Annotated in this window: 18 protein-coding genes and 1 pseudogene; 6 read left to right on the top strand and 13 right to left on the bottom strand. The window is 74.6% G+C overall.

Going from position 1 to position 17835, the window contains the following annotated elements; all coding sequences use genetic code 11:
- Positions 1-88 precede the first annotated feature (88 nt).
- Positions 89-1498 (bottom strand): STM4012 family radical SAM protein, encoded by a 1410-nt coding sequence (locus IE329_RS01740; protein WP_190208926.1) that lies wholly within the window; start codon positions 1496-1498, stop codon positions 89-91.
- Between the two features lie 217 nt (positions 1499-1715).
- On the opposite strand from IE329_RS01740, the gene IE329_RS01735 reads away from it, so the two are divergent.
- Positions 1716-2843: a DUF1152 domain-containing protein gene (locus IE329_RS01735; RefSeq protein ID WP_190208925.1), complete on the top strand. Its 1128-nt coding sequence runs from the start codon at positions 1716-1718 to the stop codon at positions 2841-2843.
- A gap of 211 nt (positions 2844-3054) precedes the next feature.
- On the top strand, positions 3055-3657 hold the full coding sequence (locus IE329_RS01730) for a hypothetical protein (RefSeq protein WP_190208924.1): 603 nt from the start codon (positions 3055-3057) through the stop codon (positions 3655-3657).
- A 228-nt stretch (positions 3658-3885) separates the two neighbouring features.
- On the opposite strand, the gene IE329_RS01725 is transcribed toward IE329_RS01730, so the two are convergent.
- A complete protein-coding gene (locus IE329_RS01725; RefSeq protein WP_190208923.1) occupies positions 3886-4719 on the bottom strand; it encodes a hypothetical protein in 834 nt (277 codons plus the stop codon).
- A 450-nt stretch (positions 4720-5169) separates the two neighbouring features.
- Here IE329_RS01725 and IE329_RS01720 point away from each other — a divergent pair, with 450 nt between their 5' ends.
- Positions 5170-5541, top strand: a complete 372-nt coding sequence (locus tag IE329_RS01720) for a hypothetical protein (RefSeq protein ID WP_190208922.1) — start codon at positions 5170-5172, stop codon at positions 5539-5541.
- 85 nt (positions 5542-5626) lie between these two features.
- Here IE329_RS01720 and IE329_RS01715 read toward each other — a convergent pair whose 3' ends face one another.
- Positions 5627-6376, bottom strand: a complete 750-nt coding sequence (locus IE329_RS01715; RefSeq protein ID WP_190208921.1) for a GNAT family N-acetyltransferase — start codon at positions 6374-6376, stop codon at positions 5627-5629.
- A gap of 136 nt (positions 6377-6512) precedes the next feature.
- Positions 6513-7328, bottom strand: coding sequence for a maleylpyruvate isomerase family mycothiol-dependent enzyme (locus IE329_RS01710; protein ID WP_190208920.1), 816 nt, complete (start codon positions 7326-7328; stop codon positions 6513-6515).
- Positions 7329-7965: 637 nt separating this feature from the next.
- Here IE329_RS01710 and IE329_RS01705 point away from each other — a divergent pair.
- Positions 7966-8208: a DUF1918 domain-containing protein gene (locus IE329_RS01705; protein WP_190208919.1), complete on the top strand. Its 243-nt coding sequence runs from the start codon at positions 7966-7968 to the stop codon at positions 8206-8208.
- A gap of 167 nt (positions 8209-8375) precedes the next feature.
- A complete protein-coding gene (locus tag IE329_RS01700; RefSeq protein ID WP_190208918.1) occupies positions 8376-8909 on the top strand; it encodes a flavodoxin family protein in 534 nt (177 codons plus the stop codon).
- A 639-nt stretch (positions 8910-9548) separates the two neighbouring features.
- Here the strand turns inward: IE329_RS01700 and IE329_RS01695 are convergent.
- The 3 genes from IE329_RS01695 to IE329_RS01685 all read right to left on the bottom strand — a co-directional run bounded on the left by IE329_RS01695 (position 9549) and on the right by IE329_RS01685 (position 11951).
- Entirely contained in the window at positions 9549-10199 is a 651-nt protein-coding gene (locus tag IE329_RS01695) for an Rv1733c family protein (RefSeq protein WP_190208917.1), read from the bottom strand.
- 81 nt (positions 10200-10280) lie between these two features.
- On the bottom strand, positions 10281-10730 hold the full coding sequence (locus IE329_RS01690) for a pyridoxamine 5'-phosphate oxidase family protein (RefSeq protein ID WP_190208916.1): 450 nt from the start codon (positions 10728-10730) through the stop codon (positions 10281-10283).
- 366 nt (positions 10731-11096) lie between these two features.
- Entirely contained in the window at positions 11097-11951 is an 855-nt protein-coding gene (locus tag IE329_RS01685; protein WP_190208915.1) for a universal stress protein, read from the bottom strand.
- A gap of 308 nt (positions 11952-12259) precedes the next feature.
- Here IE329_RS01685 and IE329_RS01680 point away from each other — a divergent pair, with 308 nt between their 5' ends.
- A complete protein-coding gene (locus tag IE329_RS01680; RefSeq protein WP_229927084.1) occupies positions 12260-13291 on the top strand; it encodes a zinc-dependent alcohol dehydrogenase family protein in 1032 nt (343 codons plus the stop codon).
- Between the two features lie 33 nt (positions 13292-13324).
- On the opposite strand, the gene IE329_RS01675 is transcribed toward IE329_RS01680, so the two are convergent.
- The 6 genes and pseudogenes from IE329_RS01675 to IE329_RS01655 all read right to left on the bottom strand — a co-directional run bounded on the left by IE329_RS01675 (position 13325) and on the right by IE329_RS01655 (position 17788).
- Positions 13325-15070: a sensor histidine kinase gene (locus IE329_RS01675; protein WP_190208914.1), complete on the bottom strand. Its 1746-nt coding sequence runs from the start codon at positions 15068-15070 to the stop codon at positions 13325-13327.
- Between the two features lie 138 nt (positions 15071-15208).
- Positions 15209-15403, bottom strand: coding sequence for a hypothetical protein (locus IE329_RS41980; RefSeq protein WP_373311040.1), 195 nt, complete (start codon positions 15401-15403; stop codon positions 15209-15211).
- A gap of 50 nt (positions 15404-15453) precedes the next feature.
- Positions 15454-15612: pseudogene (locus tag IE329_RS40240) on the bottom strand (P-type ATPase); the annotation flags it as partial.
- Positions 15613-15665: 53 nt separating this feature from the next.
- The gene (locus IE329_RS01665; protein ID WP_190208913.1) at positions 15666-16334 is read right to left on the bottom strand and encodes a DUF4389 domain-containing protein; all 669 of its coding nucleotides are present in this window, start codon (positions 16332-16334) and stop codon (positions 15666-15668) included.
- A gap of 142 nt (positions 16335-16476) precedes the next feature.
- Complete coding sequence (locus IE329_RS01660) at positions 16477-17478, bottom strand: Acg family FMN-binding oxidoreductase (protein ID WP_190208912.1); 1002 nt, start codon at positions 17476-17478, stop codon at positions 16477-16479.
- A 28-nt stretch (positions 17479-17506) separates the two neighbouring features.
- Positions 17507-17788: an SHOCT domain-containing protein gene (locus tag IE329_RS01655; RefSeq protein WP_190208911.1), complete on the bottom strand. Its 282-nt coding sequence runs from the start codon at positions 17786-17788 to the stop codon at positions 17507-17509.
- Positions 17789-17835: the final 47 nt, after the last annotated feature.

The following is a 17835-nucleotide window of genomic DNA, read 5'->3' as shown; positions in this document are numbered from 1 at the left end:
CGGCGGGCGGGAGCGGCGCGGGCGGGAGCGGGGCGGGCGGGAGCGGGGCCGGGGCGGGTGCGGGGTCCGAACAGCTCCAGGGCCCGGGTCAGCGGTCCTGGTAGGCGTCCATCGCCTCGTTCACCCGCGCCGAGAAGAAGAGCGGCCCGATCGCGTCGGCCCAGGCCATCCCCTCCGTGGTCAGCCGCAAGGCACCCGTGCCGTCCTCCACCGCCCAGCCGCGGGCGGACAGCTCGGCGAACTGCGCCGGGAAGTGCTCCCGGGGGCCGGCACCGAACCGCTCGCGGTACTGCCGGACGGACGTCCCCCCGCTCTCCAGCAGCGTCTGCAGCACGTACATCCGGCGGCGCTCGTCGTCGTCCATCCGGAACGCCCAGCGGGCACGGCGGAAGTCCTCGGCGGGGGTGGCGATGTAGTCGTCGATGATCCGGCGCACCTCGGGCACGGCGACCGCGTAGTCCGTGGTGTAGTGCAGGCCGGTGGTGAAGGAGCGGGCCCCCACACCGAGGCCGACCATGCCGGCCTGCTGGTTGTACTCGCTGATGCCGTCGGCGTCCGCCGCCTCGACGGCCGCCGTGCCGGGCCGGCGGAAGACCCGCATCGAGGTCTGCTCGTACCCGGCCGCCAGCAGGGTGTCCCGCCCGGAGCGGTAGAGCCGCAGGCGGCGGGCGTCCCAGCTCCCGGCGCTCTCCCGGTGCCGGTCGGCCAGGCCGGTGAGCGGGCGGACGTACAGCGGGTAGAGGTAGATCTCCTCTGGCTCCCAACGCAGCGCCGCGTCCAGGGACTTCCGGAAGCTGTGCTCGGTCTGGCCCTGGATCCCGTAGATCAGGTCGATGTTGAGGATCGGGAACGCGGCATCCTTCAACAGGGTCAGCGCGGCGTCGACCTCCGCCCGCTTCTGCGGCCGGACGGCCGCCCTCGCCTCGTCCTCCAGGAAGGTCTGCACGCCGATGCTGAGCCGGGTCGCGCCCCGGTCGGCGAGCACGGCGAGGCGGTCGGCGGTGGCGGTGGCCGGGGAGGTCTCCACCGACCAGGGGACGGCACGCAGGTCGGCGCCCATCACGTCCTCGCAGATGTCGCACAGCCGGGTCAGCTCGGCCGCCGTGAGGTACGTCGGGGTGCCGCCGCCGAACGCCGCCAGCGTGAAGCGGATCTCCCGGCCCTGCGCCTCCAGCGCCTCGCGGGTGGCCCGGGCCTGCCGCTCCAGCGCGCCCAGGAACGCCGTGGTGATCCGCTCGGGGGCGCCGGTCCGGGTGAAGAGGTTGCAGAAGCCGCAGCGCATCTCGCAGAACGGCACGTGGACGTAGAGCGAGAGCGCGTCCAGCCGCTCCCCGGACCACAGTTCACTCAGCAGCGGGCCGGCCTCCAGCGCGCGGTAGGCCTTCTGGTGCGGATAGGCGTACACGTACTGCTTGTACGGGGTACCGGGCGATTCCTCCGCGGGGCCGGGCCCACCGGCGGGCAGCAGGGTGAGGGGAACCGGTGACGAAGTGCTCATCGCGGCATGACTCCCTTTCATCGCAGTCAAGTTCGGGTAAAGCCGAAGCCATGACGCTAGGGCCTGGCCCCCTCCCCCAGGCATCGGCGGAACCTCCGATCAGCGTCCGGCACCCCGCCGGCCGATTGGGACGATCACACGCCACCGGAAATGACTGTTCGTCAATCATCGGCTCACAGCTGGTAATCACCGGAAGAATCGAGTAACCGTAGCCCTCATGAAGCGACTTGTCGTTGCGGCCGGCGGTGGGGGCGATGTCATTGCCGCCACCATGCTGCGGACCGCGCTGTTCGGGCCCGCCGCGCCGGCCCTGGTCCTGACCTACGCCTGGGAGCGGCTGACCGTCGACCCGCTGCCCGGCCCGCGCGGGCGCTCCGACTTCACCGGGCTGGTGACCCCGCTGCCCGGACTGGCCCTGGTCACCGGCCGGACCGCGCCGATCCCCCCGGCCGGGTCCTCGCTGCCCGGGCTGGCCCGCGACCTGGGGGCCCCGCTCGGCCTGCTCGACCCGTACGAGGGCGCGGCCGGCCTGGCCCGCACCCTCACGGCGGCCGCCGCGTACTGCGGGGCCGCCCGGATCGACGTGGTCGACGTCGGCGGGGACATCGTGGCGGCCGGCGACGAGCCCACCCTGCGCAGTCCCTTGGGCGACGCCCTGGTGCTGGCCGCCTGCGCGCGCACCGGCCTGCCCACGGACGTCCACGTCGCGGGCCCCGGGCTGGACCGCGAGGTGCCCGAGGCCGAGTTGTTCGCCCGCCTGCCGCCGCCGGCCTTCACCCTCACCGCCCACGCGGTGGCCCCGGTGCGCACGGTCTTCGACTGGCACCCCTCGGAGGCCAGCGCGATGCTGGCCGCCGCCGCCCGGGGCGTCCGGGGCCTGTGCGGCATCCGCGACGTCCCCGAGCCCCTGCGGCTGGACGCGCGCAGCGCCGGCGTGCACCGGCTGACCCTCTCCCAGGCGCTCGCCCGCAACCCGCTGGCCCGCCTGCTGGCCGACTCCCGCACACTGGCCGAGGCCGAGCTGGCCAGCGTCGAGGTCTGCGGCTTCTCCGAGATCGCCCGCGAACGCGTCCGCGCCGCCGCCCCGGCCGAAACCGCCCCGGAGGACGCGGAGTTCCCCGTCCCGTCCGGCGGCGGACCCGCCGACGTGGTGGCCCGGCACGCCCGCTGGCAGGCCGTGCTCGGCAGCCAGGGCATCACCCTGGTCACCCGGCGCCGCCTCACCGAGGGGCTGGCCCTCGACCGGGCGGCGGACCTCCTGCTCCGCGCCCGCCTCGGCACCGATCCCGCCCAGAACGCGTCACCGCTCTGGCGGGTTCCCGCACGGGCCGCCCCGCGCGGCTGAGGGACGCCCACCCCGGGGACCGCATGCCCGGGACCGCATGCCGGGGACGCCGGGTGCCCCGGATCCCCGTCGGCCCGGCAGCATGGCAGCACGACGTCACGACGTCACGACGGCAGCGTTTGACCGGCGGACGAGTCGGGAGTGCGATGGAAGGTGGGCGGGGCGGGCGGAGGATGCCCGGTCCGCGGCGGACCAGGACGGAGGCGCTGCCATGTACGTCCGCACCATCTACCTGACCGGTGACCCGGGGCTGGCCGACAAGGCGCTGGAGGGGTTGAAGGCGGAGTCTGTCCGGTCGCTCTCCGGCCAGGCGGGCTACCGGGGGTTCAGCATCTTCTCGGACCGGCAGCTCGGCAAGATCCTGCTGGGTTCGTGGTGGGAGAGCGAACAGAACGAGCGGGACAGCTGGACGGCGCTGCACGACCAGCGCCGGCAGCTGCTGTCCGTGTTCGGCGGCACGGTCACCGTGGCCCGCTGGGAGGCCGCGGTGTTCCGCCGGGGCGACGCCCAGCCGGGCGCGGGGTTCCGGCTGGTGCGCCTGGGATTCGACCCGGCGGCGGCCGACCGGCTGGTGGAGACGTTCAAGGCGACCGCACTGCCCGGGCTGGAGGCTCTGGACGGGTTCGCCGGCGGCGCCCTGCTGATCGACCGGACGCACGGGACGGGGAGCGTCGGCGCGATCTTCCGCGACCGTGCCGCGCTGGAGGCCACTCGCGGCCCGCAGGCACAGCTCCGCTCGAAGGCGGCGGAGGCCTCCGGCGTGGAGGTGCGGAGCCTGGAGGAGTTCGACGTCGAACTCCTCCACCGGCCGTAGGCCGGGACTCCGGCGACCGCCACCCCCTACCGGCCCTCCACCGGTACCGGCCCTCCACCGGCCCGCTCTCCACCGGCCCTCGACGGGCACGAACGGCGGCGGGCCGTGTCCCCGACCGGGTCGAGCGACCCTGACGGTGCGCCGGCCCGGCAGGTCCGGGCCGGCGCGGTGCGCCCCGCCGGGAGGCTCCGCCCGGGCGGCGCACCCGGGGCGAGTGCCCGGGCTCGCTCAGGCGCCCGGGCCCAGCGCCTCGAACAGCGTGTCGACCCGCAGCCGCAGCCCGGCGTCCGTCGCCCCCGCGACGACCACCGCGACGAGGTCGTCGTCGTGGGTGACCTGCGCGATGCGGACGTCGAGCGACGCGGTGGAGCCCTCGACCAGGTGGGTGTACCAGGTGCCGCGGACGCCCTCCTCGGTGCTTGCCGAGTGCGCCGTGACGGCGTCCCAGTCCGCCGTCGTGAAGTCCGCGTTCGTGAACCGGGCCAGCAGGTGCATGAAGAGGCCCAGGTTCCGGCGGTGGACCCGGCCGTCGAGGTCGTAGCGCAGCGGCAGCCGGCCGTCGGCCGTCGGGTCCGGGCGGAGCGCCCCGCTCACCGGGTGCTCGTCGCCGAAGAAGGCCCGAAGGCGCACGGAGAGGTCGAGTTGACGGCACGCGGTCTCGGGATCGTAGGCCGCGGTGGGCAGTTGGGGCACGCGCTTGCGGCCCGTCCCGTCCAGGCGGTACGGCACCTCGAAGGCACGCTCCCACCGGTCGACGGCAGGGGTGAACTGCTCCCGCGCGTCGGCCGGTTCGGTGCCGAGGTAGTGCGCGATCTGCTCCCAGGAGCTGCCGCGCTCCCGCTCGAAGATCACCGCCCTGGTGAGCAGCCGGTCGGCGGCCTCCCGCAGGGCGGCAGCCTCGCTGACCCGGCCGCCCGGGCCCGTCTGGTCGTCGAACCGGGTGATCGCCAGGTTCCCCGCCGCGCCAGCGAGGTCGACGCTGGTGTCACTCAGGACCAGGCGGGCCAGTGCCGCTCGCGTGAAGGCACTGCGCTCGGCGTCGTAGGGCGTGAAATCCGTCAATCCAGTCGCTCCCGTTGAACCGTCCCGCGGCCCGGCCTTCCGGGTCCGCCGGACAGTCTGGAGGGCCCGCTCCGCGATCTCCAGCGGTTTTCCGGCGCCGGGCACCGACCGGGACGTGGGTGGCTGCTGTCGCCAGGCGGTCACGGACCGGCCGGCCCGCTCGGGGCCGCGCGGGCCCACGCGCCGGCTGCGGCCCCCGGCCCGACGTCCCGGCGTCCCGACATCCCGACGTCCCGACGTCCCGACGCCGTCCTCCGGGACCGTCGACAGGCCGTCACGTCACACCGACCGTGGGAGGATCTGCGCCCGGGGGCTGCGGCGCACTCGGGGCAGCCGCGTCCCGTCCCGCACTCGCGCTGTGGAGGAGTCGCCTTGACCGGCAAGTCTGTCGCCTTGCGAACCATCCGCCGGCTCCTCCGACGGAAGCCTTCGGGCCCTGGAGGCCCGGCCGTGAACTCCCTGCCGACGCTGCCCCCGCGGGCCGTCTGGCACCGCACCGGCACCGGTGTCTTCCCGTACGCGGCCCGGACCGACGGACACTGGTGGGTCCTGCGGCTCAACGACTTTCCCGAGCATCCCCTCTACACCCTGTTCGTCGACGCTCAGGTCGTCGGCGACCTGGACGACGCCCCGGCCGGCCTGCAGCCGGCCCCCGGCGCGGCACTTCCCGGCCTCACCGAGCCGGAACGCGCCGAGGTGCTCCGCCTCGTGGCGGGCCTCGGTCCTTACGGCGCCGAGTGGGGCACCCCGTGCACGAGCGACTACTGCACGTGCAGCGCCCTCACCGACGCCTACGTGGCCCGGCCCGACAGCCCCCGGTGACCCTCGGCGGACCGACCGAACCGACCGAACCGACGGAACCGACCGGCGGCTCCGGCAACCGCCCGTGCGCACCCTCCGGATTGCGTCACCCGGACGGGTTCCGACCGGCCCCGGGGGCGAGTTCCACACTGAGCTGGGCGCCCAGCTCGCGGAAGCCCAGCGCGAGCGCGACCCGCCGGGATGCGGGCACCCGGGCCCGCCACTGCGGGAGCAGGCCGGCCGCCAGCGCGTGCGCCACCGCGCCGGAGCCGGCCACCCGGGCGAGGCCCCGCCCCCGCCACGCAGGGGCGGTCAGCACACCGACATGGGCGGTCCGGCCCGGCCAGGGCCGGTATCCGGCAGCGGCGACGACCTCCCGGCCCTCGCGGATCACGAACGCGGGCGAGGTGATCCCGCCCAGATCGGCCTCTCCCGCGTCGTCCGCACCCGCCAGGTCCTCCAGCCTCCGCAGGTCAGGATGCCCGGCCGGCACCTGCTCCACCGTCGGGCCCGGAGCGACCACGGGCCGGAACCCGTCGGCGGACACGTAGGCCAGCGCCGCGGGGCCGAGGACCCGGGCCACCGGCAGCACCCCGCGGACCGCCTGAGCGTCGGCGAGCGCCCCCACCGGAAGGCCGGCCAGCGCGTCGCGCACCCGCCCGGCCGTGTCCTCGTCAGGCGTCGTCACGATCGCCGCGTTCCCGAGCACCACCAGTCCCACCCAACCCGAGGGGCACATCCTCGACCCGGGGGACACCACCACGCTCGTGCCACCCGACAGTGCGAACGACACCGGCACCGAGGCGAGTTCCTGCCACAGCCCACGGGCTCCGGACAGCAGGGCATCTGTCGTCATGAGGCCGGTCCTGCCGGCCGGGACGCCCGGCAGGCCCGCACGACAAGGCCGACGGGACGGTCACCACCGGCCACGAGGCCGCCCCACGCGGGCCCGGCCGCCCGCGCCCGACCTGCCGGTCCGGGGCCCCGCCCGGTCACGGCGCTCTGAACAGCAGCGGGAAGCCCGCCGACAGCCAGGGCCGGCGCCCCCAGGCCAGCACCTTGCCCCGGGCCAGCGCGGACCAGGGGCCGCACCGCCCGAGCGCCATCAGCAGGAACGCGACCGGGTCGGTGAGGATGGTGCAGTCGGGGCGCCGGGCCGGACCGGGGGTCACCTCGGCGGCGCCGTCCCGGAAGGTGACCGTGAAGCGGTCACCGCCTCGCAACCGCAGTTCGTAGCTCGCGGTGTGGCCCGCGGCCGAGCGGTCGTCGACCACCCGGGGCATCGCGGTGGTGAGGAACGGCAGGGTCAGGCCCACCCGGTGGCGGTCGATCATGTGCCGGGCGCGGAGCGCGACGGCGATGTCGTAGCCGTGGCCGAGCATGTGGGTGAGCAGGTAGGAGCCCAGCGTGGCGAGGTCCATCGGGCCGAGCGGGGTGAGCATCGGATCGGAGGCCGGCCGGTGGGCGAAGGACTCGGTGAAGGCGCGCGCGTGCCGGACGATCTCCTCACCGAGGACCGTGCCGTCGCGCTGGGGGAAGGCGGCCAGTTCCACCGCGTTGGCCGCGGCCAGCCCGGACGGCGTGCCGTCCCCGTAGGGCCGCTCCTCGCCCGCGGCCAGGGCGGCCATCAGCTCGTTGACCAGGGCGAGATGGGCCGCCGCCTCGCCGACCGTCCACTCCGCCCCGGGGATCGGCGTGCCGGTGTCCGGGCGGTCGCGGAGCAGTGCCGCGGTGTCCTGGGCCACGCCGAGGACGGCGTCCAGGAGGGCGGTGTGCGGGGAGTCCCGGGGGATCGGGGCAGGGATCATGGGTGGGAATCGTGGCCCAATCCCGGGCGGCTGTCCAGGGCCCGGGCAGAATAAATTACCGGCGGGTAGGGGCGCCCGGCGCTGCGGGCCGCGCCGGTGCGGCCGGGCGCCGTGACGGGTGGGGAGGGTGCGGCGCAACCCGACGGGTGGGAGGGTGCGGCGGCGGCCGTGGACGGGGCGGGCCCGCTCCGGCGCCGCCGGCCGGGGCGGGACGGCGGCAAGGCCACCGGCCGGCCCGGGCCGCGAAGGGCGGGGCCGGGCCGCGAAGGGCGGGGCCGGGCGCTCACCGGTCACCGGACCCCCGGCGGCGGGGACGGCCGGACCACTCGGGTTCCACGCCCTCCCACTCCTTCGCCCAGGCCGTTCCGGTGCGCCGGTCGATCCGGCGGTTCCCGGGCCGGCAGGCGCGATGACGGTGCCGGAAACCGGCGTCATCGGTCCCGTCCCGGCCAGCAGCCCGTCGTGGCGACTCCGTCCCCACCCGTGACGGCACCAGGCGTGCCTCCGGCGCCACAGGGCCGGTCGGGCCCGGTGTCCGGGGTCGTCCGGCACGTGCCGGCTCCCCCGGGTCGGTGGTGCGATGGACGTACGCACGACCGGGCAGCATCCGGCTCCGCACCGGACCAGGGAGGACGGCATGGAAGCCGCAGTGGGAGACCGCATCATCGTCCAGGGCACGAGGCCGGGCGCGGCCCGCAGGGACGGCGAGATCGTCACCCTGCATCATCCGGACGGAAGTCCGCCGTACGACGTGCGCTGGGCGGAGGACGGCCGGGTGACCGAGTACTTCCCCGGGCCGGACGCCCGGATCCAACGTTTCGGCCAGGAGCACGAGGGTCCCCGAACCGTCGTGCCCGAGCCGCACCTGTTCGCCGACTGAGGCATCGTCCGCATGGCTGTCGCCGCCTGGCCCGCCCGGATGAACGGGCAGCGGCGAAGGTGAGTGGCAGCTCCCCGAGTCCGGCCCCAGGAATGCCTCTCCGATGACTGGGCCGGTCGGCCCTCAGGCCCTCCCACGAAGACCTGGGACAACGAAAGGCTGGGACCATGCACACCGTGATCGTGTACGAGAGCATGTACGGCAATACCCGGGAGATCGCCGAGGCGATCGCCGAAGGCGTCCACCAGGCCGACCCCGCAGCCGCCGTCGACTGCATCCCGGTGGCCGAGGCCAACGCCGACGCCACCCGCTCCGCGGACCTGTTGGTGGTGGGCGGACCGACGCACATGCACGGCATGTCCTCAGGCCTGAGCCGCCGGATGGCCGCTTCGGCCGAGGGGCACAAGGAGGGCCACGAAGAGGCCGCCGCCGAAGCGCGGGAGACCGTCGAGGGGCCGGGTCTGCGGGCCTGGTTCCATGACCTCCCCACGACCGAAACCGGAACCTACGCCGCCGCCTTCGACACCCGCGTGGACATGCCCCGGTCCGGTGGCGCGGCCAGTGGCATAGCCCACCGGCTCTCCCACCACCACTACGACGTGGTGGCCGAACCGGAGGGTTTCATCGTGGAGGGCAGCGACGGTCCCCTGCGCGCCGGCGAGCTCGACCGCGCCCGGGCCTGGGGCGCCGGACTGGTCTGAGCCCGATCGACGGCGCGGGCGGACCGACCGGGGCACCCCGGCAGCGATGGACCGAGACTGGCGGGGGCCGGAGGACGGGAGTGAACAGAACGGCTGACGGCGGGTACCGCGTGCTGGTTCGTGAGCTCGCCGGTCTGGTCCGGCCGGCACACCCTGCGCTGGCCGGCGCGTCGGCCGCGCTCACGGACCCGGCCGCCAGCCCGGACGGAATCCCGTCCGCGGAGAAGGCACCGGAGGAATTGCCGGCCCGGATCGAGGAGGACGCCGCCCTGGCGCCCGGCGGCCGGGCCGGGATCGTCGTGGCGTGCACGTGGGGTGCGAGTGCAGGCGCTCGGAGGGCCGGCCCAGCGGCTGCTGGAGCCCGCCTGGGCCCGTCAGGAGCGAGTTCCTCCAGGTGCTGGAGGTACCGGAGTGACATGCCCGCTCCGTTCGCCGGCTCCGCACGGGTGATTCAGAGCTGCCGGGAGCGCAGGGCGATGCGCTCGGCGACACGGCCGCCGGTGGGTGGGGCTCCGCGACTCTCCTCAGGCGGGAAGCTGCTTGCGGTCATCTCATCGACAACCTGTGGTCGAGCAGGTCATCGATGGCCGGGGAAGGGGCTGACGACTGCTCCGGTCCACGCGGGCGAGGGGTGGGCCCTCACTGCTCCCCCGACCCCTGGCGACGGGGGCGGCCGGACCACTCGGGTTCCACTCCCTCCCACTCCTTCGCCCAGGCCGCCGCGGTGCCCCGGTCGATCCTGCGGTTCCCGAGCCAGTAGGCCGCGAGGACGGCACCCGACAACAGCGTCATGGCTCCCGTCCCGGTCAGGACGGCTGTCGTGGCGATCTCCGTCCCCGGGCGGGGCGCGGACACCCGTCGCCCGTGGTCGTCGACCCAGATCCTGATCTCCGTCCCTGCCGGAACGGCCGAACCGACCTCGACCGGGCCGGAGCCGCGCACGCCGGGCGGGAACTGCCACATGGCCTGCGTGTGGAAGCCACCGACCCCGGACCGTGAACCCGTCGTGTCCGCCACGGCAGCCGCGACGGTGGTCGCGGTGACGCGATGGTGGTGCTGCCCTTCGTACCGTGCTTCCCGCTGGCCGACACGGAGAACGGCCAGCGCCGTCAGCAGCGCGAGCGCGAACGAGAGGAGCAGGGCAACGGTGAGAGCGACGACGAGACGGCTGAGTTGTGTGTCGCTGCGGCGGCCGAGGGGGTTCGGCTCACGGCCGGCCGCCCTGCGGACGTGCGTGCCGAGCGTGGTCCTGAACGCACGGCCGGCGGCATCGCGGCTTTTGGGTGCCACAGCGCTTCTCCTCTCCGGGACCGGCCTCGGCCCTCACCCGTGGGCGGCCAGGCCCGCTGTGTCCGGGCCGAGCCGGCGAGGTCAGGATCCGAACCGTTGGCCGGTGACCAGCTCCGGATGGATGCTCAGGTATCCGCTGGTCGGTCGGTGGCCCCAATGCAGGGGCCCCCGATGCCTCAGACCGGCGATCTTCACGGGGTCGGTCACCAGGCGGGACCGGCCGACGATGAGGACGGTCCAGCCCTGGAGCGTCTGCTCGTCGAAGCGGTCCGTCTGGAATCCGACCACCTCCCCGTCCATCAGGTCCGCCCGCCAGGTCGCCGGCACGGGGACGACCACCTCACCGAGGCTGTCCAGCGTGAAGCAGGAGGGCGTGACGGCGGGCATCGCGTCATCGGTGTGGATGAGCCGCCCGATCACGGTCTGGCGGAGCAGCTCAAGACTCTGTTCCCGCGTGCAGTCCTCGGCCCCACGGCTGTCCGCCGGCCACACATCAGGGACGTCGCCGTCCGGGGTGTCAGAGCGGACCACCGGGCTCACCTCCCGGTGCTGCGGCCACGGGGCGCAGTGCGGCGGCCTCCCCGCCACGCCGGGGACCGGACGGTCGGGGCCGCCGGAGCGTCCCCCGGGCAAACGGGCGGCAACCCACCGCGGGTGCGACGGTTCGTGTCGGCATCGAGGGCGGGTGGCGGGGGGAATTCCTGCACATGACGCCAACCTCTCCGACGAGTCCATGGACGGAGTTTCCCCGCCCACTCACCAGCGTGCACGTCCTGGCCGTCCCGTCCCGGGGGCCGCCCGGGCCGCAGGGTGCGCCGAACGGCCCTATTCGCCGGTCCCCACCCCACCGATCCGCTGACGGGAAGTCCCGACCGACGCCCATGGCGGGAGCAGGGGTCAGACGGCGGGAACGACGGCGACCGGGCAGTGGGCGTGGTGGACGACGGCCTGGCTGACCGACCCGAGCCGGCCGAGCGGGCCCCCGGGCTTCCCGTGCCGGCCCACGACGACGAGCTGGTGCGTCCTCGACAGGGCCACCAGGTGCTTCGCCGGGCCGGATCGCACGGCGTCCTCCTCGACCGGCACTTCGGGATACCTCGCCTGCCATCCGGCCATGATCTCGGCAAGCAGCCGCTGCTCCTCGGCCTCCACGTGGCCGGACTCGTACACGGGCGGCAGGGCGTGGCCCGGGCCGAGGACGAGCGGGAGGCTCCAGGCGTGGACGGCGCGCAAGGGCAGCCCCCGCCTGCGGGCACTGTCGAAAGCGAAATCGAGCAGCTCTTCGGACGGGTCGCGCCCCTGCACGCCGACCGCGACGCCGTCCCTGGCCCCGGGGCCGGCCGCGCGCACCACGACGACCGGGCAGGAGGCATGGGCGGTGACGTGCAGGCTGGTGGACCCCACCACCAGCCCAGGGAATCCGCCGGACCCCCGCGATCCCACGACGAGCAGCCCGGCTGCCGCGCTGAGGGCGACGAGTGCCTCGCGTGCGCTCGCATCCACGACTCCGCTGGTGACCTCGACCTCGCGGTGCCGCGCGGCGGCCCGCTCCGCGAGCACCCGCAGCGACTCCTCACCCGACCGCCTGGCCGCCTGCGCGTCCAGCGACTCCGGTGCCTGGTCCGGCTCCCAGAGCCACGCGTGGACGAGGTGCAGACGCGTGCCGCGGGACCAGGCCTCGTCCACGGCCCAGTCGACCGCCTCACCCGCGCTCGCGGGTTCGTCGACCCCGACGATCACTGGCTGTGCCATGACATGCTCCCTCGCTCGGGACGGACTCGCGGCGGACCGCCCGGGTCCGCACGGACCGGCCCGGGCAGGCAGGCGTGCGAGGTGTCGCGGTCGCCCGAGCCGCCGGACACGGGCCGGGTGATTCCACCTTCCTGCACACCGCCCCACCCGGCACCCGGACCTTCAGACCTCATCCGGGGCCGTTCGGCCCTCATCCGCACGGGGCGGTGTCGGTGGACGATGAAGTGGACGACGAGTCTCGTTCCCGGGCGTCCGTGCCCGGCGGCCCGGGAACAGGCGCCGACAGCTACGAGGGAAGGGAGCCGGCGATGCCGACATCCGGCGACGGCCCGGTCCGCACCATGGCGTGGGTGGTCGAGCACCCGGGCCCGATCGCGTCGGCACCCCTCGGACGTGTGGAGCGAACCGTCCCGGAACCCGGTCCGGGGGAGCTGCAGATCGAGGTGGCCGCCTGCGGTGTCTGCCGTACCGACCTCCACCTCGCCGAGGGTGACCTCGCACCGCGCAGGCCCGGGTGCACGCCGGGCCATCAGGTCGTGGGCCGGGTCGTACGCCGCGGCCCCGGGGTCCAGGGCTTCTCGCCCGGCGACCGGGTCGGCGTGGCCTGGCTGGCGGGCACCTGCGGCCGGTGCCGGTACTGCCTGGCCGGCCGGGAGAACCTCTGCCCGGCCTCCCGGTACACGGGCTGGGACCTGCACGGCGGCTACGCGGGGTACACGGTGGCCGACGCCCGGTTCGCCTACCGGCTGCCCGAGGGGCCGCCGGACGAGGAGCTGGCTCCGCTCCTGTGTGCCGGCATCATCGGCTACCGGGCGCTGGAGCGGGCCGAACTGCCGCCCGGCGGCCGGCTGGGCATCTACGGGTTCGGGGCGTCCGCCCATCTCACCGCCCAGCTCGCCCTCGCCCGGGGCGCCACCGTGCACGTCCTCACCCGGGCCGAGGGGGCCCGGCGGCTGGCGCTGGAGCTGGGAGCGGCCTCCGCCGGCGACGCGTACGGCGCGCCGCCGGAGCCGCTCGACGCGGCGATCCTCTTCGCGCCGGTCGGCGACCTGGTGCCGGTGGCACTGTCCGCCCTGGACCGCGGCGGCACCCTGGCGGTGGCCGGCATCCATCTCACGGACATTCCCGGGCTCGACTACCAACGGCACCTCTTCCAGGAGCGGACGTTGCGCAGCGTCACCGCCAACACCCGGGAGGACGGCCGCGCCTACCTCGCCGAGGCCGCCCTGCACCGCCCGGCGGTCCACGTCCAGCGGTACGGCATGGACCGGGCCGACCGGGCCCTGGCGGACCTGGCGGCCGACCGGGTCACCGGCGTCGCCGTTCTGGTGGCGGACTGACGCCGGGTGCACACGCCGCGGTGCCGGACCGCTTCACGATCCAGCCCGGGGCGTCCCTCGTCCCGGCGCGGGGAGCGGTACCCGCCACACCAGCCGGGTCCCGCCGTCGGGGCCCGCACCGGCCCGGAAGCTCCCGTCGAGGCGCTGGGCCCGCTCCGCGAGGTTGGCCAGACCACTTCGAGGTCCGCCCTCCGGGAGGCCGACTCCGTCGTCGGTGACTGTCAGGCTCAGCTCGCCGTCCACGCTCAGGTCCACGTCGACCCGGTGGGCGCGCGCGTGGCGGACGACGTTCGACAGGGCCTCCTCCAGGACCGCGACCAGCGCGTCCGCCACCGGCGGGGGCACCCGGAGGTCCAGCAGGCCGTCCATCCTCAGCGCGGGGGCGAAGCCGAGGCCGGCGGCCGCCCGGTCGACCGCGGCGACCACCCTCCCCCGCAGCCCGTGCGCGACCGGTCCGCGGTCCTTGGCCCGCAGTCCGAAGATGCTGGAGCGGATCGTCCGCACCGTCTCGTCGAGATCGTCGATGGCCCGCAGCACCCGCTCCGACGCCTCGGGGTGCTCGATGAAGCGCGTGGCGCCCTGCAAGGTCATCCCGGTCGCGAACAAGCGCTGGATCGCCAGGTCGTGCAGGTCCCGGGCGATCCGGTCGCGCTCTTCGAGGAGCGCGACCTGCTCGGAGTCCCGGCGGCGCTCGGCCAGTTCCATCGCGACCGCGGCCTGCCCTGCGAATCCTGCCAGCGGGGTGGACTCCTCCGGTCCGAAGGCGGGCTTCCCCTCCGCCCGGGCCAGCATCAGCACACCCCGTACCCCTCCCGTGGCGGTGCCGATCGGCACCGCCACGGCCGGTCCGAGCCCGGCCCACCGCGGCGGCCCGGCGGTGATGCGCGGGTCCTTGCGCACGTCGGCGGTGGCGACCAGCCCGCCGGTCCGGACGGCGGCACCGACGAAGGACCCCTCCGTCGGCAGGACGAGCCCCCGGTGCACCTCCGCGTCCAGTCCGACGGCGACGCCCACCTCCAGGCTCCGGCCGTCCGAGGAGGGCAGCGCCACGACCGTCAGGTCCGCGCCGGCGATGTCGGCCGCCCGCGCGATCAGGAGGTCGAAGACCTCCTGCTGGGAGCTGCCCGACAACAGGAGGTTGGTGACCTCCGCGGTCGCTGCCAGCCAGCGCCCGCTCAGCCTCGCCTGCGTGTACAGCCGGGCGTTGTCGATGGCCACGCCGGCCGCCACCGCCAGGGCCTCCAGGACGGTCTCGTCCTCGGCGTCGAACTCCGCGCCACCGCGCTTCTCGGCCAGGTACAGGTTGCCGAAGACCCTGTCGCGGACCCGGATCGGCACGCCCAGGAAGCTGTGCATCGGTGGATGGTGCTCGGGAAAGCCGTACGAGGACGGGTGCTGGGAGATCTCCGCCAGGCGGAGCGGCTCGGGGTGGCGGATCAGCTCGCCGAGGAGGCCGTGCCCGCTCGGGAGCGGGCCGATGCGCTCGATCCGCTCCTGCTCGATCCCGACGGGGATGAACCGGGACAGCTTCTGGTCCTCCCCGATGACACCGAGCGCCCCGTACTCCGCGTCCACGAGGGTGACCGCTGCGTCCACGATGTGCCGGAGCGCCTGGTCGAGGTCGAGGTCGCAGCCGACAACGAGCACCGCCTCCAGGAGGCCGTGGATCCGGCTCGCCGTGCCCTGCGCCGTGTCCAGACGCGACTGCAGTGTGCGCAGGAGGTGGGTGAGCCCGGGCTCAGCCGGGGCGGCGGGGCCCGGTTGCGAGGATGAGCCCACCGCGTCACTCCGTTCGCAGGCTTCACGGCTTCCAGGGCCCCCGGATCCCACCCTAGGACGGGTAGGGCTGCGCTGCCCCTCCGGCCTGGTGGCGGCGGGTGGTGACGCCGTGGGTATTCGTGAGCGGGCAGGAAACCCTCAGCCGGCGGCGCGCTCCGCCCGACGGCCGGATCGCGTGCGCGTACGAGCCGCCACGAACCCGGTGAACGCCGCGAAGGCGGCCGCCACAAGGTCGGGCCACGCCAGCGGATCGGTCTCCAGGACCGATCGGAGGAAGGGAAGGTAGAGCGCCGCGCAGGCGAGTCCCGCCGAGACCAGGACGGCGGCGGGCAGGAAGAGGCTCTCACGGGTGAACAGCCGGTCGCGTCGTGCACCCCGTCGGCGGGAACGATGTCGCCCTCACCGAGCAGGAGCACGTCGCCCGGCACGACGGCGGCGGAGGGTATCGCGCGTTCCGTTCCGTCTCGCAGGACGCGTGCCGTGGGGGCGGTCAGGGCGGACAGAGCCGCGACCGCGCGGTCGGCCCGGACCTCCTGGACCACCCCGACCGCGGTGTGTCACCTCGGCCTCCGGTCCCCCCTGCGGTGACCGGCCGTCACCGTGGCCCTGCCGTGCCGGTCAAGGTGCCGGGTTCGGGTCCGCCCTGGTCGAGGCGGAAGGGCGGGTAGGCGTCGGTCATCAGTGCGGCGTAGGCGGCGACCCTCAGCACCCAGCGGTCGAGACCGACGACGAGATCGAAGATCCCGAGCGGGTAGCGGCCGGTCACGGCCAGGGCGACCCCGGCGAACAGCACCAGCAGGGCCACCAGGCCCCCGCCGGCCCAGTCCTCCCGGCCCCCGCCCACAAAAATCGCCACGAGGACGTACTGCGGGATCGCCAGCAGCCACCACTTGACCAGTACGAGGCCCCGCGAGAGCTGCTCGGGGTAGGCGATGTCCAGGTGCGCGGGGTAGTCGGGCTCCTCCGCAAGGGTGAACGGCGGGTACCGGTCGGTGCCCAGCGCTCCGTAGGCGTAGTACGAAACCCGCCAGGACCATCTCAGCACGCCGAGATTGAAGTCGAAGACCGGGCGCGGGTAGCGGCCGGTGAAGAGGATCGCGAAGAAGGCGAACACGCTGAGGATGGCGAACGCGATCCACAGGAAGAACAGGGCGATCCAGTGCGGGATCGCCAGCACCCACTTCACCAGCCACAACCAGCGTGACAGCGGCAGGTCCAGCCGTGCGTCGACGCGTACCGGTTGCCCGGTTGCCGCGAAAGCCATGGGGATCGTCTCCTTCGGAACCACTGCGGTGATGGTTGCCACGGCGGACCTGCGTCGTCCCGCGCCTCCGGCGGCCGGCTACGGCGGCAGCCGCCGAACCCCGGGCCGGGTTCCCTGCGACGAGGAAGGCCGGCCGTGGCGTTCACGACCGGCCGAAGCCACGGTCCTCGGGGTCGAGGACGTCGGAAACGGCGAGCCGGGGAGTCGGCGAGCCTTCCGGCCCGTGGCCGAGGCGGATGAGCACCTGCGCGTAGCCCGGGCCGTACCGGGAGGCGCGGGCGGCGCGACGCAGTTCAGGCCATTCCATCGCTTGGTGCAGGAGCGATGCCCGGACCTCGTGCGTGGTCGCGACCAGCAGCACGTGCTCCAGCGCGAGGCCGGCGTGCAGCCAGTCCACGGGTGCGTCGTCCCAGGTGGAGAGGACCGCGAGGCACGGCTCCGACTCGAACGGCGCCGACGGCAGGGACTCCACGGGGTGGACGGCCGAGAAGTCCCGCATGGGCATCCGACCGGCACTGTCCTGCGGACCCAGTGCGGTGGGGGGAATGCCGTAGGCGCGAGCATCCGGACCCTGGACCCAGCTGCGGCTCTCCGAGCTGCGCACGGGGTCCGTGGTGTTGCGCCACTCGGCCTCCGCGGTGAGCTGCAGCAGGCGGCTTCGCTCCGCACCGACCGGGAAGCGCAGCAGTGCCTCCTCCGCCAGCGCGGTCTCGGAGAGCCGGTCCAGCACCGCTGCGGTCACCGGCTGCCCGGTGAACGGGGTCCGGACGGTGTGCCGGCGCCAGATCGCGGCGTAGAGGTCGGCGGTGCTCGCGAGCTGGACGCGGGACTGCTCGTCCAGCTCGACCGCGGCCAGCAGGTCGGGTTCGGTGGAGTCGGGCAGCAGCCGTACGAGGGGCGCCCAGCCCATCCGGCGGGCGGCGACGCGGAGGTTCAGAACCGCCGCTCCCACGGAGATGTGCAGCGCTCGCTCGTCCGGATCGGTGACCGGCAGCGCGCGTTCCCGAAGGGCCCGCACCTGAACGGTCGACGTGCCCGGGTCCATCCGGAAGTGCCAGGGCTGGCTGTTGTGGATGGACGGCGCGGCGACCGCGGCGGCGAGCAGTTTCTCCAGGGCCGCATCGTCGAGAGCCAAGATGTCCATGGCATCCTCCCTGCGTCGGTCGGCGCGGTCAGCCGGAAACCGGCCCGGTGGGACCGGATCTCAGGGTGTCGAGGCGGTGGCGGTACTCGTCGGCGTCGATCTCGCCCCGGGCGAACCGCTCCGCGAGCAGTTGTTCCGGCGACGGCGGCCCGGTGGTCTGCCCGCCGGGTGGGCGCTGCGGGGGCACCTGGCCGAGGTGGCGGATCAGGACGACGGTGACGACGACCAGCAGCCCCAGGACCAACAGGATTCCGATGGCCATGAAGCCGTAGCCCCAACCACCCATGTCGTGGTCGTTCCAGTACCTCATCGCAGGCTCCCGGTGTGAGGGGAGGCTGTCGCCTCACTCCCCACGGT

Origin of the sequence: Kitasatospora indigofera (assembly GCF_014655955.1) — a bacterium.
In the GTDB taxonomy this organism is placed as follows: domain Bacteria; phylum Actinomycetota; class Actinomycetes; order Streptomycetales; family Streptomycetaceae; genus Kitasatospora; species Kitasatospora indigofera.
Note: the sequence above shows the minus strand (reverse complement) of the source record. Positions and strands in the feature narration are given on the sequence as shown.